Annotated in this window: 13 protein-coding genes; 9 read left to right on the plus strand and 4 right to left on the minus strand. The window is 59.1% G+C overall.

Going from position 1 to position 17,816, the window contains the following annotated elements:
- The first annotated feature begins 39 nt into the window (after positions 1-39).
- Positions 40-2,457 carry an RNA polymerase recycling motor HelD gene (gene helD / locus IDH41_RS05000; RefSeq protein ID WP_190858860.1) on the plus strand — a complete coding sequence of 806 codons (2,418 nt, stop codon included), beginning with the start codon at positions 40-42 and terminating at the stop codon, positions 2,455-2,457.
- Positions 2,458-2,785: 328 nt separating this feature from the next.
- Positions 2,786-3,952, plus strand: a complete 1,167-nt coding sequence (locus IDH41_RS05005) for a transglutaminase domain-containing protein (protein ID WP_190858862.1) — start codon at positions 2,786-2,788, stop codon at positions 3,950-3,952.
- Positions 3,953-4,086: 134 nt separating this feature from the next.
- On the opposite strand, the gene IDH41_RS05010 is transcribed toward IDH41_RS05005, so the two are convergent.
- Positions 4,087-5,232 carry a virulence factor gene (locus IDH41_RS05010; RefSeq protein ID WP_190858864.1) on the minus strand — a complete coding sequence of 382 codons (1,146 nt, stop codon included), beginning with the start codon at positions 5,230-5,232 and terminating at the stop codon, positions 4,087-4,089.
- A gap of 278 nt (positions 5,233-5,510) precedes the next feature.
- On the opposite strand from IDH41_RS05010, the gene IDH41_RS05015 reads away from it, so the two are divergent.
- The 7 genes from IDH41_RS05015 to IDH41_RS05045 all read left to right on the plus strand — a co-directional run bounded on the left by IDH41_RS05015 (position 5,511) and on the right by IDH41_RS05045 (position 14,711).
- Positions 5,511-6,590, plus strand: a complete 1,080-nt coding sequence (locus IDH41_RS05015; protein WP_190858865.1) for an MBL fold metallo-hydrolase — start codon at positions 5,511-5,513, stop codon at positions 6,588-6,590.
- A 111-nt stretch (positions 6,591-6,701) separates the two neighbouring features.
- Complete coding sequence (locus IDH41_RS05020; protein WP_190858867.1) at positions 6,702-7,769, plus strand: Gfo/Idh/MocA family protein; 1,068 nt, start codon at positions 6,702-6,704, stop codon at positions 7,767-7,769.
- A gap of 271 nt (positions 7,770-8,040) precedes the next feature.
- Positions 8,041-9,660 carry an ABC-F family ATP-binding cassette domain-containing protein gene (locus IDH41_RS05025; protein WP_190858869.1) on the plus strand — a complete coding sequence of 540 codons (1,620 nt, stop codon included), beginning with the start codon at positions 8,041-8,043 and terminating at the stop codon, positions 9,658-9,660.
- A gap of 209 nt (positions 9,661-9,869) precedes the next feature.
- Entirely contained in the window at positions 9,870-10,874 is a 1,005-nt protein-coding gene (locus IDH41_RS05030; protein WP_190858870.1) for a LacI family DNA-binding transcriptional regulator, read from the plus strand.
- A 170-nt stretch (positions 10,875-11,044) separates the two neighbouring features.
- Positions 11,045-12,448 (plus strand): ABC transporter substrate-binding protein, encoded by a 1,404-nt coding sequence (locus IDH41_RS05035; RefSeq protein WP_190858872.1) that lies wholly within the window; start codon positions 11,045-11,047, stop codon positions 12,446-12,448.
- Between the two features lie 88 nt (positions 12,449-12,536).
- Positions 12,537-13,619, plus strand: coding sequence for a carbohydrate ABC transporter permease (locus IDH41_RS05040; RefSeq protein WP_190858873.1), 1,083 nt, complete (start codon positions 12,537-12,539; stop codon positions 13,617-13,619).
- Positions 13,620-14,711, plus strand: coding sequence for a carbohydrate ABC transporter permease (locus tag IDH41_RS05045; protein WP_190858875.1), 1,092 nt, complete (start codon positions 13,620-13,622; stop codon positions 14,709-14,711).
- A 45-nt stretch (positions 14,712-14,756) separates the two neighbouring features.
- Here IDH41_RS05045 and IDH41_RS05050 read toward each other — a convergent pair whose 3' ends face one another.
- From IDH41_RS05050 to IDH41_RS05060, 3 genes are read right to left on the minus strand one after another with little or no spacing between them, the layout of a single operon-like run.
- Positions 14,757-15,572, minus strand: a complete 816-nt coding sequence (locus tag IDH41_RS05050; protein WP_190858876.1) for an ABC transporter ATP-binding protein — start codon at positions 15,570-15,572, stop codon at positions 14,757-14,759.
- Positions 15,573-15,624: 52 nt separating this feature from the next.
- A complete protein-coding gene (locus IDH41_RS05055; protein ID WP_190858878.1) occupies positions 15,625-16,677 on the minus strand; it encodes a FecCD family ABC transporter permease in 1,053 nt (350 codons plus the stop codon).
- 1 nt (position 16,678) lies between these two features.
- Positions 16,679-17,686 (minus strand): FecCD family ABC transporter permease, encoded by a 1,008-nt coding sequence (locus tag IDH41_RS05060; protein WP_190858880.1) that lies wholly within the window; start codon positions 17,684-17,686, stop codon positions 16,679-16,681.
- Positions 17,687-17,816: the final 130 nt, after the last annotated feature.

Genomic DNA, 17,816 nt, shown 5'->3' on the forward strand with positions numbered 1-17,816 from the left:
TTTTATCCCTAAAAACCCGGAAAAAAGGAGAGTGTTGAGATGGATACGAACGATTGGCTGCAGGAAGAGGAGCGGCTGGAGAGGGTCAGGAACAAGCTGGAGGCGAGAATCGCCGAACTGGAGCCGGAGGTTGCCGGACTGGGCGATCAGGCTGCGGACATCCGCAGGCGGTTCTGGGAAGAAGTTACGATCAACACCAGCACGCACGAAGATTTCGAAGAAACCTTCTATACGATTAACCAGCAGTCCGCGCTGCTCGCCGAACGGGAGCGCGGGCACAAGCTGCTCAAGCAGCAATGGAAGAACATGAACCGTCTGCTCCCTTCTCCGTATTTCGGACGCATCGACTTTCGGGAGGATGGCTTGGATCACCGCGAACAGATCTATATCGGCGTATCTTCCTTCGTCGACGAAGACGGATTGAACTTTCTGATCTATGACTGGCGTACGCCGATCGCGAGCATGTACTACGACCATTCGCCCGGCCGGGCGTCTTATGTCACGCCGGCCGGACGAATCGAAGGAACGATGGAGCTCAAGCGGCAGTTTCAGATTCAGAACGGGCAAATCCGCAACCTATTTGACGCGAACGAAACGATCGGAGACGAAATTCTGCAGCAAGTGCTCGGCAAAGGCGCGGACTCGCAAATGAAGAGCATCGTGGCCACCATCCAGAAGGAACAAAACGCCATCATCCGCAATGACAAAAGCCGGATGCTTATCGTGCAGGGGGCGGCCGGCAGCGGCAAAACTTCCGCGGCATTGCAGCGGGTGGCTTACTTGCTGTACAAACACCGCCAGACGATCAAAGCCGATCAGATCGTTCTTTTCTCGCCGAATCCGATGTTTGGCGGTTATATTTCCTCCGTCCTCCCGGAGCTCGGCGAAGAGAATATGCAGCAGACGACTTTTCAAGAATATATCGACTATTGGCTAGGTTCCTTGCTGCGGCCGGAGGATCCCTTTGATCAGATCGAATATGTACTGACCGAACAAGGAGCGCCGGGGTATGAGGCTCGGATTCAGGGGATCGGATACAAAGCTTCCGAGGCTTTCCTGCAAGCGCTGCAAAACTATGGGAAGTGGCTGGGACGGGAAGGCATGCGGTGGAGCGGTATTCGGTTTCGGGACCGCGATTTGATTACCGCGGAGCGAATGAGAGCGGAATTTTACGGTTATGACCGTTCCCTGCCGTTGTTCAATCGTGTCGTTCTCTTGCAGGAATGGCTGCTGAAGGAACTGGCATCGCTGGAACGGATGGAACGGGAAGCGGATTGGGTAGAGGAAGAGTTAAGTTACCTCGACGCCGATCAGTACGCGGAAGTGTTCGGAATGCTGCATAAAGAGAAGGAAGTATTCGACGTTGCGGAACAATACGCCGCAGTTCGCGAGAAGGTGGGCAACAAGCGACGGGAAGACGAAGGCGACTTCGACTTCGCCCGGAAGGAGGAAGATCTGCTCCGCCGCAGGATCGTGAAAGAAAGCTTTAAACCGCTAAGGAAAAAGGTGAAGAAACACTCGTTTATAGATATCAAAGCCATATATGGCCAATTGTTCGAGGGCGAAGCCGCTTATCGGGAGAAAACGAATGAGGCCGTCATCCCCCCGCTGTGGCCTGAAATATGCAGGCAAACCAACGAAGCGCTGCTCCGGAACGAATTGTTCTACGAGGATGCGACTCCGTATTTGTATGTTAAAGAACTGATCGAAGGCGTCCGGACGAACACGGAAATCCGGTATGTGTTCGTCGATGAGGGTCAGGATTATTCGGCGTTTCAGTATGAGTATCTTAAAAAGCTGTTTCCCCGTGCCCGGATGACGGTGCTCGGCGATTTCGGGCAAGCGATCTTCATGCAGGCCACAAGCCTCGACGCGGCCGATTCCCCGCTGATCCGCCTTTTCGGCGAAGCCGAAACAAGCCTTGTCCGACTGGTACGCAGTTATCGTTCAACCAGGGAGATCGTTGAATTTACGAAATCGATGCTTCCGGGCGGTGAAGAAATCGAACCGTTCGAAAGGGAAGGCCAGAAGCCCCTTTTGACGAGACTGGACGGCGGGGAGAAGCGCGATGCGCAAATTGCGGCGGACATCGCGGCGCTAAGGGCCGAGGGCTACGATTCCATCGCCGTCATTACGAAGACCGCAGCCGAAAGCCGGGAGGCCCATGAATCGTTGCGGATTCATGGAGGCGAGGCTCTGCAGCTCATTACGAAGGAGACGCCGGGTTTTGAAAAAGGAGCGATGGTCATTCCCGTGTATCTCGCCAAAGGCGTCGAATTCGATGCAGTCTTGGTCTACGATGCTTCGCCCGAAGCTTACGGCAGGGATAACGAACGCAAGCTTCTTTATACGGCGTGCACGCGGGCGATGCACCGGCTTCATCTTTACGCGACGGGCGATTGGTCGCCATTCGTGCGGGCATTGCCTGCGAATTTGTACGAGGAAGCGCCATATTGACGGATCGTAATCAACCATTGGAAAGAACCGCCGGGGGAACACCCCGAACCCGGTTACGACGATGGGGCGCTATTCGCGAATCGGCTGCGATTCGCCCGTATGCAAGCAGCCTTGGCCGTAAGTCGGCCAAGGCTATTTTTTTAGATGCGTAATAAAATGGTACGATTCGAGCGAGAACCGATTTCGAAATCCGATGTCTATGACGGTGCCGGGATGAATATACAATAAAAAGCGATATGCTCTTGCATTTGTTTCATTTGCTGAAAAAATGTTGATTTTAATGTACGATTATGAAAAGAACGATAGTATCGGAGGTCGGAGGTCAGTCATGCAAAGAGTAGCCTCGAAGTTGCTGTTGGCGGCCGTCATTGTCGCAGCCGCCTTTGTTCTCGATTTGAAGCTGGACTTATTTCCGGCCGCCGCGGAATCGGAAGAGGCGGCTGCCGTGAAGCAGACGAATCGACTGGAGCAATTGGAGCTGGCAATCGCGAAGGAATTCCAGCTTCGGTCCGAGAAAATTTCCGTCTCCTATACGGGGGACAAGCAGGAGCTGGCCGATCGGATGCCGGACGTGATCAAGGCGGCTTTGACGCATGACGACTATTCGGCCTATATCCTCGATTCCTATATTTACACGATCAGAAGCTGGGGGAACAAATCGAACGTGACGATCGACGCCAAATACCGCGAATCGAAGGAACAGACGGCGCTCGTCGACCGGAAGGTAGCGGAAGCGCTGGCGGAAGTCGTCGAGCCGGGCATGAACCCTCACGAGAAGGTCAAGGCGATCCACGACTGGATCGTCACCCATGTCGAGTACGACCAATCCTTGACCCGCTATACGGCGTACGAGGCCGTAACGACTGGCGAAGCGGTCTGTCAGGGCTATTCCCTGCTCGGGTACAAAATGCTGAAGGCAGCGGGTATACCGGTGCTCATCGCGGAAGGAACGGTCAATACCGGCGAGCATGCCTGGAATATGGTGCAGCTGGACGGCGTGTGGTACCACCTCGATCTCACCTGGGACGATCCGGTTATGAAGGATGCAAGCGGCAAGACGATCAAAGACGGCGGCGCGATCCGGTACAACTATTATTTGAAGACGGACGGGGAGCTGCGGGCGGACCACGGCTGGACGAAGACGTATCCGGCCGCCGTCGCGAATTACGCGGATGCCATCGGGGAGCTCGAGCGGCAAGGGTCGGAGAAGGAACGCGAGCGCTACGCCAAGCTGAAGCTGGCGCTTGGCTTGCACTGGCTCGATGCCGCGAATACGGTGACGGGTCCGGAGCAGCTGCAGGGCGTCATCGCCTCCGCGCTCGATTCCCGGACGGCCAGCCTGGAGTTCCGTTATGAGGATAGAGAGGGGTTCCCCGAGGCGCTGAAGGCCGCTTTCCGGGACGCCAAGGTCGCTGCCGGCTACCGGGCGAGCTACGAGCCGTATGCCGGCGGCAGCTCCCTGCTCGTGCGCATTCAGCTGGAGTATGCGAAGTAGGCGGAGCGTTGCGGGCGCTCCAAACGAACCGGATAGGATGCGATCGACAAGACAAAATAGCGAGGAAAATCTCTCCGCCATGAGCCTTGCTCTAGGGGGATGAGGTTTTCCTCGCTTTATTTTGCGGCTGCCGTCTACTGCTCGCGGCTCCGGGCAGCCGTCATCTGCTGCCAGACGGAACCGGCGGCTTCCTCGCCGCGCTCGATTCGCTCGAGCGCCATCTTGGCCTGCAGCTGGATTTCGAACTCGCCGTCCTGCGCGGCTTCGCGCAGCGCCTCGACGGCCGTCTCGTCGCCGGCTTCGTACAGGAAGCGGGCCGCGCGCCAGCGGACGAGCTTGTTCTTGTCGCGCAGCGCCTCGATCATCGGACCGATCGCGGCGGGATCGCCGAGATCGGACAGCGTGTCGCCGGCCGTGCGCCTGACGGACGCCGAGGAATCGCGCAGGGCGGCGAACAAGTACGGCATCGCTTCGGGCGACCTGAGGTCCCCAAGATAGACGACGGCGAGCCTGCGGATCGAGGCGTTCTCGTCCTTAAGCGCTGCGGCGAGCAGCGGAACGCCTTCGATGGCCGCGGTATAGCGCTCCAGCGCGGCGTATCGGATCTGCCATTCGGGCGAGCGGAACTGTTCCTGCGCTTCTTCGAGCGACAGCGGGGCGGGCCTGACCGCCGGCTGCGCATCTCCGCCGGCATCGGGGCCTAGCGCGATCGCCGCCTGCACGAGCGCATCGAGCCGCTCCTCCGTGTAGGTGGCTTCGAGCTCGCGGACGATCTCGGCCGCGATTTCCTCCGGCTCGCCGTAACGCACGCCGAACTCCTCGAGCTTGCGTTCGCGGATCATGCTCGAGCCCGCCGCCTTCAGCGCCGCGTCGCCGAACTTCTGCGGCAGCGCCGAACGGACCTCGCCGTCGCCCATCCTCACGCGTACCTGGATCGGGATGCCGCGGTACATTTGCACGAATACTTGCGCTTCGCCGTAGCTTGCCGAAGGCCCCTTGTCCGCTTGCCCGACCGCGTCCCGGTCCTTCTGCAGCAGCTCCCCGGCTTCCGCCAGAATGGCGGCCCAGTCGGCTCCCGGCATGCGGTCGAGCGCGATAAAGTCCGCCGTGCGGAACAGGCCGCGCACGCCTTTGATCTGCAGCAGCTTCCCGAGCAATTCGGGCGCATCCGCGGCTTCGCCCGCTTTATAAGTGAATCTCCGTCCGCGCGGCAGCGTCTCGTCGACGTTCAGCTTCATGGAATTCGGGCTCGGAGTAGGTTCGATCGATAACAGCTTCATGGGACACCTCCGGAATAATGGGTTCGAACGGGCCTAATTTGAGGGGAAAGGCCGTCTTTGATTGGCTCCGCGGTAACGTCGGCCGTTTCGGGAGCGTACTTTTAGTGTAATGCGTCTATAGCTTAGTGTACCTGATTTCGGGCATGGATGCGAACATCTTGCGGCCGCGAGGCCGTCATGAAAGGAAGTCAGCCTGGAGGCATGGCCGATTTGCAAAATACGTCTTCCGCTTGGTATCTTAATAAAATAAAGGCAAACTACGAGGGAGGAGAAGGCGGTTGAGGTTAAAACGATACGCCAACATCGATCCGGTCGAGCAGCATACGTCCTTGAAGCAGTTCAACAGATGGCGGCAAGAGCGCATCCGCAGGCAGCGGACGAAGGATTACTCGTATACCGTGCCGAACGTCCAGCCCGATCTCGATTATTTGACGGATAACCGGAAATGTCCATCCCTTACCTGGATCGGACATTCGACGTTTTTTATACAGCTTGGCGGCGTGAACATCATTACCGATCCCGTATGGTCGTCCCAGATGGCCTTTCAGAGAAGATTGACGCCGCCCGGCATTCCGATCGACGACATGCCTCCGATCGACGTCGTTCTTATTTCCCATTCGCATTACGATCATTTGAATATCGGCTCGCTGCGCAGGCTCATCGGCCCGAGGCAGCTGCTCGTGCCCGCGGGCCTCAGCCCGAAGCTGCGCAAGAAGGGCTTTATCCGCGTCAAGGAACTGCATTGGTGGGAATCCGTCACGCTGAACGGCATCAAGTTCACGTTCGTGCCTTCCCAGCATTCGACGCGCCGCAACCCGTGGGATACGAACAGCTCCCATTGGGGGGGCTGGGTCATCGAGCAGCAGACGTCCTTAAGCCGGAAGACGGTAAGCGGAACATTCGGGCAAACGGCGCAAATCGCCGGTGTGGCTGCCGGCGAAGCGGACCGGGAGACCGCGCGGCCGGATGACGGGGCAGCCGATGCGCGCGGCGCGGGCGAGCCATACGTGTCGGAAACGCCCACGATCTATTTCGCCGGCGACAGCGGCTACTTTCAAGGCTTCAAGGAGATCGGCTGCCGCTTCGCGATCGACGTCGCGCTGCTGCCTATCGGCGCTTACGAGCCGGAATGGTTCATGGGCCCGCAGCATACGACGCCCGAGCAGGCGCTGCAGGCTTTCGAGGATACCGGGGCCAAATGGTTCGTTCCGATGCATTACGGCGCGTTCAAGCTTGCCGATGATACGCCGCGGGAAGCGCTTGACCGGCTGGAGGCCTGCAGAATCAAACGGCGCATGGAGGCGGAACGCATCCTTGTTCAGCCCCTTGGACGGACATGGCGTTTATCGGGCAAATGACAAACGAGTACAAGAGCCGGCCAATTGCGTACAATGACGGCCGCAGCCGAAAAAGGTATACTGAGCTAGTCTAACCGCTTGATTAAATCGACCTTGAAGGAGGCAGCGAGAATGACTCAAACGAACATCCGTCTTGGCGTTATCGGCGCGGGCGCGATCGGCAACGTACACCTGAAGACGTTTCATCAAATCGAAGGCATCGAAGTCGCCGCCGTTGCGGACGTCTATGTGCCGCTGGCCGAGCAGCGCGCGGAGGAGCACGGCATTCGGACCGTCCATGCGAGCCCGCAGGCGCTGCTCGAGGACCGGTCGATCGACGCGGTCGTCGTCGGCGTGCCGAACCGGTTCCACGCGGAGCTGGCGATCGAGGCGCTCAGGCAGGGCAAGCACGTGCTGCTCGAGAAGCCGATGGCGATCGACTCCGCCGCGGCCAAGTCCATCGCGGAGGAGGCCGAAAGGTCGGGCAAGGTGCTCATGATGTCTCATCAGATGCGCTGGTCCGGACTTAGCCGGGCGATCAAGCAGCGCATCGATAACGGCGAAGTGGGCCGCATCTATAACGCCAAGGCGGGCTGGTTCCGCAAGAAAGGGATCCCCGGCTGGGGCTCCTGGTTCACGCGCAAGGATCAGTCCGGCGGTGGCCCGCTCATCGACATCGGCGTCCATATGCTCGACCTGTCGCTTTACCTCATGGGCAACCCGAAGCCGGTGTCGGTATTCGGCTCCACGTACGCGGAGTTCGGCCCGAACCGGCAAGGGATCGGCACCTGGGGGACGCCGAACTGGGACGGCTATTACGACGTAGAGGATCTTGCCTCGGCGCTGATCAAGCTCGACAATGGCGCGACCTTGTCGCTCGAGGTGAGCTGGGCGGCGCATTCCGCGCTTCTGTCCGAGGACCCGTTCATTCATTTGATGGGGACGCAAGGCGGCGTGGCGATGGTCGGCGGCAGCGGCAAGTACGTCACGCATGCGGATGATCAAGTCGTCGAGAGCGACATCGCGCCGCTGGAAGGGGACGAGGACCGGGTGCTGATGGGCAGCCATTTCGTACAATGCATCCGCGAAGGGAAGCAGCCGATTACGTCCGCCTTGTCCGGCTATACGAACAACCGGATCCTCGACGCCATCTACGAGTCGTCCCGCACCGGCAGCGAAGTGAAGCTGCGCTGGGACTAAGGGAACGAAAGGGAATTTCACGCAGCACAGCTTTAAGTAACGAGCCAAGCGATAGCCTCCGACGCCGCAATGACCAAGACGATTCGCCGGCGGGAGGCTATCGTTATTCGTGCGTCCTGCTAGATTGGGAGGCGGCCCCGGCGCCGCCAAGATCCGGCTTCCCCGCGGGCACGCGGCTTTCCGGGCAAAAGAAGGTTCGGATTTGCGGCCATCCTGTGATATAATAGTTCGAGATTAAGCGATTTTGTAGTGAAGGACGGGATTAAACGACATGATTAGTACGAGCGGCATAACGCTGCGTTACGGAAAGCGACCGCTTTTCGAAGACGTCAACATTAAATTCACGCCGGGCAACTGCTACGGTTTGATCGGCGCGAACGGCGCGGGCAAATCGACGTTTCTCAAAATATTGTCCGGCGAGGTCGAGCAATCCTCCGGCGAGGTTCATATTACGCCTGGCGAACGCCTTGCCGTATTGAAGCAGAACCATTACGAGTACGACGAGTTCGCCGTGCTGGAGACGGTGATTATGGGCCACAAGCGTCTCTACGAGGTTATGAAAGAGAAGGACGCGCTCTACGCGAAAGCCGACTTCACGGACGAGGACGGCATGCGCGCGGGCGAGCTCGAAGCCGAATTCGCCGACATGAACGGCTGGGAGGCCGAATCCGAAGCGGCCGAAATGCTGAACGGCCTCGGCATTACGCCGGATCTTCACGACAAGAAGATGGCGGAGCTGTCGGGCAACGAGAAGGTTCGCGTCCTGCTTGCGCAAGCGTTGTTCGGATCGCCGAACATCCTGCTTCTCGACGAGCCTACCAACCATCTGGACATCGAATCGATCCGCTGGCTGGAGGATTTTCTGGCGGGCTACGAAGGTACCGTTATCGTGGTCAGCCATGACCGGCACTTCCTGAATACCGTATGTACGCATATTGCGGACATCGACTTCGGCAAAATCCAGATGTACGTGGGCAACTACGACTTCTGGTACGAGTCCAGCCAGCTGGCTCTCCAGCTGCAGCGCAGCGAGAACAAGAAGAAGGAAGACAAGATCAAGGAGCTGCAGGCGTTCATTCAGCGCTTCAGCGCGAACAAGTCGAAGGCGAAGCAAGCGACGTCCCGGCAGAAGCTCCTCGACAAAATCACGCTCGACGACATTCGCCCGTCGAACCGGAAATATCCGTTCATTCTCTTCAAAGGGGAACGCGAGGCGGGCAAGCAGCTGCTCCTCGTGGACGGGTTGACCAAGTCGCTTGACGGCGACAAGCTGATCGACAATTTGACGATTGCGATCAACAAGGGCGACAAGGTCGCTTTCGTCGGGCCGAACAGCCTGCCGAAGACGCTTCTGTTCCAATTGCTCGTCGGCGAAGCCGAGCCGGATGCGGGCAGCTTCTCGTGGGGCGTAACGACGACCCGCGCCTACTTCCCGAAGGATAACTCCGAATACTTCGACGGCGTCGAATTGAACCTGGTGGAATGGCTGCGCCAATATTCGAAGGACCCGGACGAAACGTTCATCCGCGGCTTCCTGGGCCGCATGCTCTTCTCCGGCGACGACGCGATGAAGAAGGCGAGCGTGTTGTCCGGCGGCGAGAAGGTGCGCTGCATGCTGTCGAAGATGATGCTCGAGGGCGCGAACGTATTCATCCTCGACGAGCCGACGAACCACTTGGACCTCGAGTCCATCACGGCGCTGAACAACGGCCTGATCGACACGGACTGCACCGTGTTGTTCACGTCGCATGACCATCAATTCGTGCAGACGATCGCGAACCGCATCGTCGAAATTACGCCGAACGGCGTAATCGACCGGATGATGACGTACGACGAGTATTTGGAAAGCGACGAGATCAAGGCGCTTCGCGAGCGCATGTATGCGGTATAAGCGGCCATACATGGAAGGGAGCACCGCTCCGCCTGGGGAAACCTTTGCGGAGCGGTGCTTTTTTTATTTGCGTTGCAGGACCTTGCGCTTATTCGACCGCTTGTTGGAAATTATAGGTTGAAATGAAGCGGGAGTGCGGCTATAATAGCCTTGAAAAGGTTTTCTGAAAACCTTTTCAAATTACATTCTCACAGAAAGGCGTGCCGTTCATGAAACCGACAATCCGCGACGTTGCCAGCTACGCGAACGTATCCATCAGCACCGTATCCCGCGTCATGAACGCGCCGGAGACGGTGGCCGAGGAGAAGCGCGTCAAGGTGCTGGAGGCGATCGAAGCGCTCCAATACCAGCCGAACGCTTTCGCCCGCGGGCTCATTTACAAAAAATCCGACACGCTCGGCGTCATGATCCCCGATATCGAAAATCCGTACTACGCGGGCCTCATCCGAGGCATGCAGGATGCCGCCGTCGTGCTCGGCCACAGCCTCATGATCTGCAATACGGACCGCGACAAGGAGCGGACGCTCGCGTACGTCCAGAGCTTCTTCGAGAAGCAGGTGGACGGCATCGTGTTCGCAAGCGACTCCCTTCATAAGGAATATTACGAGGAGATGCAGCGTCTCCGGCTGCCCTACGTCCTGGCCTCGACCAACGCGCCGGAATACGAAATCCCGTCCGTCGACATCGACGACGAGCAAGGCGCGTACGAAGCCGTAAAGCACTTGATCGATTCCGGGCATCGCCGCATCGGCATGATCTGCTTCCCGCTCGATAAGACGATATCGGGCCAGCCCCGCTACGACGGCTTTGCGCGCGCGCTTCGCGAGGCGGGGTTGAACAAATTCGTTTCGTGCGTAGCTTATGCCGAGCACCGGTTCGAGGATGCCTACGAGGCCGCGTCGCAGCTGTTAGCCCGTCACCCGGAGCTGACGGCGGTATTCGCGGCGTCCGACGAATTCGCGATGGGCTTGATTTCGTATTTGCGCGACCGGGGCAGGTCCGTGCCGGAGCATGTGTCGGTCATCGGCTTCGACAACATCCGAATGGCGCATATGTTCATCCCGAAGCTGACGACGATCGAGCAGCCGACGTACGACATCGGCTACCGCTGCGTCTGCAAGCTTCACGAGCTGATTACGACGGGCGAGGTGGAGGTGCTGAGGGAGAAGCTGCCACATCGGCTCATTATTCGAGAGTCGACGAGGCGCCGTTAAGCGATTTTGGAGAGCGACTCCCGCCTTTTTGAAAGCGCTGTCTCGGGCTTGTCTCGAGCTGTTCGCCCGGTCAAGGCATAAAAAACGGCTGTAATGGCATTTTAAAGGGGGTGGTAGCTGCAACGCGTTATCCGGATTATTCATGGCTTCGAAACCAAACTACCGAAAGGATGAGGTCTGTGCGTACAAAAAGAGGAAAACAGGTATGGACAGCATTTATTCTGTTGCTGACGTTCATCATGCTTCTGACGGCATGCGGAGGCGGCGCGGGCAATACTACGACGAACGAGCCGTCTCCGACGGCCGCTGAGGGCGAAGAGGGCGAAGGCGGCGCGGCCGAGGGGGATACCGCGCTGGCCAAAGCGATGAACGGCGAATATAAAGGCAAGAAGGTGACGATGTTCGGTCCGTTCACGGACGCGGACGAAGTCAAGTTCAACGAAAGCATCAAGGCATTCGAGGAGCAGACGGGCATCGACATCTCCTACGAAGGCTCCAAGGAGTTCGAGGCGACGATCTCCGTCAGGGTGAACGGGGGCAACGCCCCGGATATTGCCGACTTCCCACAGCCGGGGCTGCTGAAGGGATTCGTGAAGGACGGCAAGGTCGTCGACGTGAAGACGTTCCTGAGCGACGAATATTTGAAGAAGCAGTACAACCAAAGCTGGCTCGACATGGGCACGATGGCAGGCCCGAGCGGCGACGTCATGGCGGGCGTGTGGGCGAGAAGCAGCGTGAAGAGCCTCGTCTGGTACAACAAGAAGGCGTTCGAGGAAGCGGGCTATACCGTTCCGGCCACCTGGGATGAACTGATGGCTTTGACCGAACAGATCGCCAAGGACGGCGATCCGGCCTGGAGCATCGGCATCGAGAGCGGCACGGCGACCGGCTGGCCGGCAACCGACTGGATGGAGGACATCATGCTTCGCACGACGTCTCCGGAAAACTACGACAAATGGGTAGCCGGCGAGCTGCCGTTCACGGATCCGATCGTGAAGAACGCCGCGCAAAAAATGTCCGACATCTGGTTTAACGAGGATTACGTATACGGCGGCCGGAAATCGATCGCCACGACTTCGTTCGGCGATGCGGTCAAGCCGCTGTTCGACAATCCGCCGAAAGCGTGGCTTCACCGTCAGGCCGGATTTATTACGACCTTCTTCCCGGAAGGGTTGACGGCGGACGACTATGACTGGTTCCCGCTGCCGCCGATCGACGAGCAATACGGCCAGCCGGCGCTTATTTCCGGCGATATCTACTCGATGTTCAACGATCGGCCGGAGGTACGCGCCGTCATGGAATTTTTCACGACCGGCGAATCGCTCAAAACGTGGATTCAATCCGGGGGCGTGACGGCGCCGATGAACGACGCCGATCCGTCGTGGTACGCGAACGACCAGGAGCGACGCATGGCCGAATTCATCCAGCAGGCGGACGCGATCCGCTTCGACGGGTCGGACCTGATGCCGGGCGCCGTCGGAGCGGGCACGTTCTGGAAAGGGATGACCGATTACGTAAGCGGAACGGTCGATCTGGACACCGCGCTGGAAGAAATTCAAGCCGGGTGGAAGTAACTTCAGCCCCGCAGGCGGTACTGCGGCCGGGATGGCCGCAGTACCGTCCGCCGGACTCGGCCTATGCTGACGAAGGAGGTTATCGGTTATGGAAATGAGGGCGAGCGGCGGCAATGCGCTGCGGCTTCTGTTGATTACGCTGCTGGTGCCGACGCTCAACATTGCCGTTCAATGGGTCATCTTCTTGTTTTTCCGCGACGCGGACCTGCATCCGATCGTCAAGGCTATACTTGCCGTGGCGTGGGGAGCGCTGGGCATTTACTTCATTTACTACTCGCTCAACTGGGTCGTCGAGCAATATCCGGACCGGTGGAAGCGTAGAATATTGCCGTTCGTCTTCATCGGCCCCGCCGTGCTGCTGCTCGGCTGGCTGCTTGTGTTTCCGACGCTTCGGACGCTTTATTTAAGCTTCTTCGATGCCGGCTCGGCGAATTTCGTTGGGCTGGCGAACTATGCGGCAGTTTTTACGGACCGGCTGCTCGTCATGGCGCTGCGAAATAACCTGCTCTGGGTATTTTTCGGGACGCTCGCCTGCGTCGGCATGGGGCTGCTGATCGCGATTCTGGCCGACCGGAGCAGCTTCGAGAAGCTGGCGAAAGGACTTATTTTCATGCCGATGGCGATTTCGTTCGTGGCGGCCGGCGTCATCTGGAAATTCATCTATTATTACCAGCCGGGCCAGGAGCAGATCGGCCTGCTCAACGCGATCGTCGTCTCGCTCGGCGGGGAGCCGCAGGCTTGGCTCAGCATGGTCCAGCCCTGGAACAACCTGTTCCTGATCGTCATTTTGATCTGGATGCAGACCGGGTTCGCGATGGTCATCTTCTCGGCGGCCATCAAGAGCATTCCGGACGATATTTTGGAGGCGGCGCGCGTGGACGGGGCGGGCGAGGTGCGCATTTTTTTCAGCATCATGATCCCGTATATTTCCGGCACGCTGCTCTCGGTAACGACGACGATCATCGTGTTCACGCTCAAAATTTTCGACGTCGTCATGATCATGACGGGCGGGCAGTACGAGACCGACGTAGTGGCCACGCAATTCTACCGGCAGCTCTTCATGTACCAGAACGCCGGCTACGGCTCGACGCTCGCCATCGTGCTGCTTGTCGCGGTCATCCCGGTCATCGTCATCAATTTGCGGCAGTTCCGCAGGGAGGGAGGCTTCTAAATGCGTGGAAGGAAGGGCATGCGCAGGTCCAAATGGCTCGTCAACACGGTGCTTGCGATCATCTGCGTCATTTGGACGATCCCGACGCTCGGACTGCTCGTCTCGTCGTTCCGTCCGGCGGCCGACATATTGGCTACGGGCTGGTGGAACGTTTTGCCGCATCGCGATTGGCAGACGACGGAGCAGCTGCAGCTGCCGAAGGACACGGACCTTCGGCAGCCGATCGAGGTAAGCGGAGCGACGTACACGGACGACCAGCTGCGGGCCGGCGTCGTCGCGGACGGAGAAAGGCTGATCTGGGAGAACCGCCGCGCGCGAACGATTAACGTGCAGGAGAAGAGCTGGACGTTCATCTCGCGCTTTACGACCCAGAACTACGAGACGGTGCTCGGCGGGAAGACGTATTCGATCACGATGCCGGACGGCAGCACGAAGACGGAGAAGGGCAGCGGCATGTCGCGCTCGTTCTGGAACACGGTGGCGGTAACCGTACCGGCAACGGTCATCCCGATCTTCATCGCTTCCTTCGCCGCGTACGCCTTCGCCTGGCTGCGGTTTCCGGGCCGCAAGACGCTGTTCGTCGTCATCATCGCCCTGCTCGTCGTGCCGCTCCAGGTCGCGCTTATCCCGATATTGCGGGATTACACCTCGCTTGGCCTGAACGGCACGTACTTCGGCATCTGGCTCGCCCATACCGCCTTCGGCCTGCCGCTCATTACGTACTTTATGTACACCTCGATCAGCCAGCTGCCGAAGGACCTGTTCGAGTCGGCGTTCATGGACGGGGCAACGAACTTTACGATCTTCAGCAGGCTCATCCTGCCGCTGTCCGTTCCCGCGCTTGCTTCGATCAGCATTTTTCAGTTTTTGTGGGTATGGAACGACTATTTGGTGTCGCTTATCTTCCTCGGCAGCCAGCCGGAGGTTCAGGTGCTGTCGATGAACATCGCGAACCTGGTCGGGTCGAAGGGGAACGATTGGCATTTGCTGACCGCAGCCGCGTTCGTGTCGATGCTTATGCCGCTGGCCGTATTTTTCGCGCTGCAAAAGTATTTCGTCCGCGGCTTGCTCGGCGGGTCGGTCAAAGGTTAAAAAAAGAAGAAGAGCCGTTCCCTTGCCGGGACGGCTCTTCTTCCGTTAGAAGGCGGCGACGGCCGCTTTGGCGATTTTGCGGCCTTTGCCGTACGGGATGCACAGCGGCGTGCCGAAGATCGGATCGTACGTCACCTGGCATTCCATATCGAACACGCTGCGGATGAGCTGCTCGTTCATGATGGTCTCCGGCGCTCCTTGGGCGTAGATTTGGCCGTCCTTGACGGCGACGATCTGATGGGCGTACCGGCAGGCAAGATTAATGTCGTGCAGCACCATGACGACGGTGCGGTTCTCCTGTTCGTTGAGGTCGAACAGCAGATCGAGCACTTCGATTTGATGCGTCATGTCAAGGTAGGTCGTCGGCTCGTCGAGCAGAATGGCCGGCGTGTTCTGGGCGAGCGTCATCGCGATCCAGGCGCGCTGCCTCTGACCGCCGGAGAGCGAATCGACCGGCCGGTTCGCCAGCCCGTCCATATCCGTCACTTCAAGCGCGTTGTTCACCATTCGTTCGTCCTCTTTCGACCATTGCTGAAGCCAGCTTTGGTACGGGTAGCGGCCCTGCTTCACGAGCTGGTGCACGGTCAGTCCTTCCGGCGCGACCGGTCCTTGCGGAAGAATGGCGAGCCGTCTGGCGATTTCCTTGCTCGAGAGCTTGGCCATCTCGGTGCCGTCCAGCAGGATTGAGCCCTCCTGCGGCTTGAGCAGCCTGGCGAGCGAGCGCAGCAGTGTCGATTTGCCGCAGCCGTTGCTGCCGATGAGGACGGTAATTTTGCCCGGCGGAACCGATAAGTCGAGCCCGGAGAAGACGGGCTTCTGCCCGTAGGACAAGGTGAGGCTTTTTGCTTCGATGACGGACATGAGGTCCACTCCCTTTTGATTAGTCGAATATAGGCAGAGATCAGGCTATCCGTTAAGATGCGCCGTTGCGGTGACGATACAGCAGATAGATGAAGAACGGCGCGCCGATCGCCGCCGTAAAGACGCCGGCCGGAATATCGAGCGGGATGAAGGCGACCCGCGCGACGAGATCGGACAGCAGCAGCACGAGGGATCCGATCAGGGCGGAGACCGGAATGACGCCGCCGTAGGCCGGACCTACGAGCTTGCGGGCAATATGCGGTGCCATCAGGCCGATGAAATTGATCGCCCCGCCGATGGCGACGGCCGCGCCGGCAAGCGCGACGCTGATGAACAGCAGTATCGTGCGTTTCGCTTGAACCCGGCTGCCGACGCTGGCGGCCACGTCGTCGCCAAGCTCCTGGACGTTCAAGTGTCTGGCGTAAAGAAGCGCGACCGGCATGAGGACGACGAGCCAAGGCAGGAGCGTCGCCACGTCCCTTTCCCAGGATACGCCGTAAATGCTGCCCGTCATGAACGTGAACGCCTTAACCGCCACGGCGGTAGGCGTGAATGAAGCCGTAAGGATAAGCATGTACGTGAATGCCGTTATCGCGGTAGCCATGCCGATGCCGATCAGCACGAGCCGAAGCGGCGTAATGCCGCGGCGGTAGGCGAACAGATAGATGAGGAACGCCGCGGCGAACGCGCCGGCAATGGCGCTGACCGGCATGAACCGGATGCTCACATGCGAGAAATACAGGATGAACACGACCGTGCCGAGCGAAGCGCCGCCCGAGATGCCGATAATGTCCGGCGATGTAAGCGGGTTGCGGACGATGCCCTGGAGCAGGGCGCCCGATACGGCAAGCGCCGCGCCGACGAGGACGGCGATCGCGATGCGCGGCATGCGAAGCGACATGACGATCATGGATTCGGACGGATCCCCCGCGCCGAATATCGCACGTATGACGCCGAGCGGGCCGATCGTCTGGCTGCCGAGGCCGACGCAGACGATGATAGCGGCCAGATTGGCCAGCATCAATAGCGCGATCACGGTAAGCGTTCTCCGGCTTATTTGAAACGAATGCTTCCGTCCCCTTATCGTAATTTCAAGCTTGCTCATGTTAGGATCGGCCTCCTCTTCTGGCGATGTACACGAAGAACGGAACGCCGATGATGGCGGTCATGACGCCGACGGGCACTTCCTGCGGAAACGATATGTACCGGGAGCCGATGTCGGCCGCCAGAAGCAGATTGGCGCCATACACCGCGCAGTACGGGATGCCCCAGCGATAGTCGGTGCCCACGAGATAACGGGTCAGGTGGGGAATGATGATGCCGACGAAGGCGATCGGCCCCGCCATCGAGACGGATCCGCCGGCGAGCAGAATGATAACGATGCCGGCCGCAAGTTTAATGTAGATCGTTTTCTGGCCGAGGCCGGAGGCCACGTCCTCGCCGAGCGCCAGCACGTTCATATGTCTGGCAAGGACAAGCGCGGCGATCAGGGCGACGCCCATGTATGGGGCAGCCGCGCCGAATATGCCCATGTCGCGGCCCGCGACCGAACCGACGAACCAATATAACACCTGGTCGAACGTCTGGCCGCCCGTCAGCAGGATGCCGAGCGATAGCGAGGAGAAGAACGCCGTCAAGGCGGAGCCGGCCAGCGTTATTTTGAGCGGCGTAAGGCCGTCGTTGCCGATGGACCCGAGCACGTATACGAGCGCAGCCGTAAAAGCCGCTCCAACGAAGCCGAGCGTCGCGAACGTCGACATGCCGCTTGCTCCGAAGAAAGCCGAGCCGGTGACGATGAAGAAAGCGGCGCCGGCGTTGACGCCGAAGAGACTCGGCGAGGCCAGCGGGTTGCGCGTGATGCCCTGCATGAGGGAGCCGGCAACGGCCAGCGCCGCGCCGGCCGCGGCGGCGATGAGCGCGCGCGGCATACGCGCCGTCTTTATAATGAGATGCTCCTGCGAGCCGTTAAAATCGGTATAGGAGGCAACGATCGTTCGCCAGCCGATGTTCGTGACGCCGAAAGCGACGCTGCATGCGATGCCCGCAGCCAAAATAATGAAGCCGACGATCAGTCCCGCGGTCTTCCGGGAACGCGTTGATAGTAGTGTGTCCATGGCTTCCTCTTTCCCAATAGATAAACGATGTATGATTAACTACTAGAACATTTTATGGGATGCGCCCGGCACTGTCAATGAATTTGAAAATCATTATCATTTCCTCATTGACATCGTCCGGAGCGCCTGT

The sequence above is a fragment of the Paenibacillus arenilitoris genome (assembly GCF_014705655.1).
Classification (GTDB): Bacteria; Bacillota; Bacilli; order Paenibacillales; family Paenibacillaceae; genus Pristimantibacillus; species Pristimantibacillus arenilitoris.

Bases quoted from the DNA above. Each gene is read 5' to 3' on its own strand.
- helD (WP_190858860.1), top strand. From the start codon at position 40: ATGGATACGAACGATTGGCTGCAGGAAGAGGAGCGGCTGGAGAGGGTC.
- IDH41_RS05005 (WP_190858862.1), top strand. From the start codon at position 2,786: ATGCAAAGAGTAGCCTCGAAGTTGCTGTTGGCGGCCGTCATTGTCGCA.
- IDH41_RS05010 (WP_190858864.1), bottom strand. From the start codon at position 5,232: ATGAAGCTGTTATCGATCGAACCTACTCCGAGCCCGAATTCCATGAAG.
- IDH41_RS05020 (WP_190858867.1), top strand. From the start codon at position 6,702: ATGACTCAAACGAACATCCGTCTTGGCGTTATCGGCGCGGGCGCGATC.
- IDH41_RS05025 (WP_190858869.1), top strand. From the start codon at position 8,041: ATGATTAGTACGAGCGGCATAACGCTGCGTTACGGAAAGCGACCGCTT.
- IDH41_RS05030 (WP_190858870.1), top strand. From the start codon at position 9,870: ATGAAACCGACAATCCGCGACGTTGCCAGCTACGCGAACGTATCCATC.
- IDH41_RS05035 (WP_190858872.1), top strand. From the start codon at position 11,045: ATGAGGTCTGTGCGTACAAAAAGAGGAAAACAGGTATGGACAGCATTT.
- IDH41_RS05040 (WP_190858873.1), top strand. From the start codon at position 12,537: ATGGAAATGAGGGCGAGCGGCGGCAATGCGCTGCGGCTTCTGTTGATT.
- IDH41_RS05045 (WP_190858875.1), top strand. From the start codon at position 13,620: ATGCGTGGAAGGAAGGGCATGCGCAGGTCCAAATGGCTCGTCAACACG.
- IDH41_RS05050 (WP_190858876.1), bottom strand. From the start codon at position 15,572: ATGTCCGTCATCGAAGCAAAAAGCCTCACCTTGTCCTACGGGCAGAAG.
- IDH41_RS05055 (WP_190858878.1), bottom strand. From the start codon at position 16,677: ATGAGCAAGCTTGAAATTACGATAAGGGGACGGAAGCATTCGTTTCAA.
- IDH41_RS05060 (WP_190858880.1), bottom strand. From the start codon at position 17,686: ATGGACACACTACTATCAACGCGTTCCCGGAAGACCGCGGGACTGATC.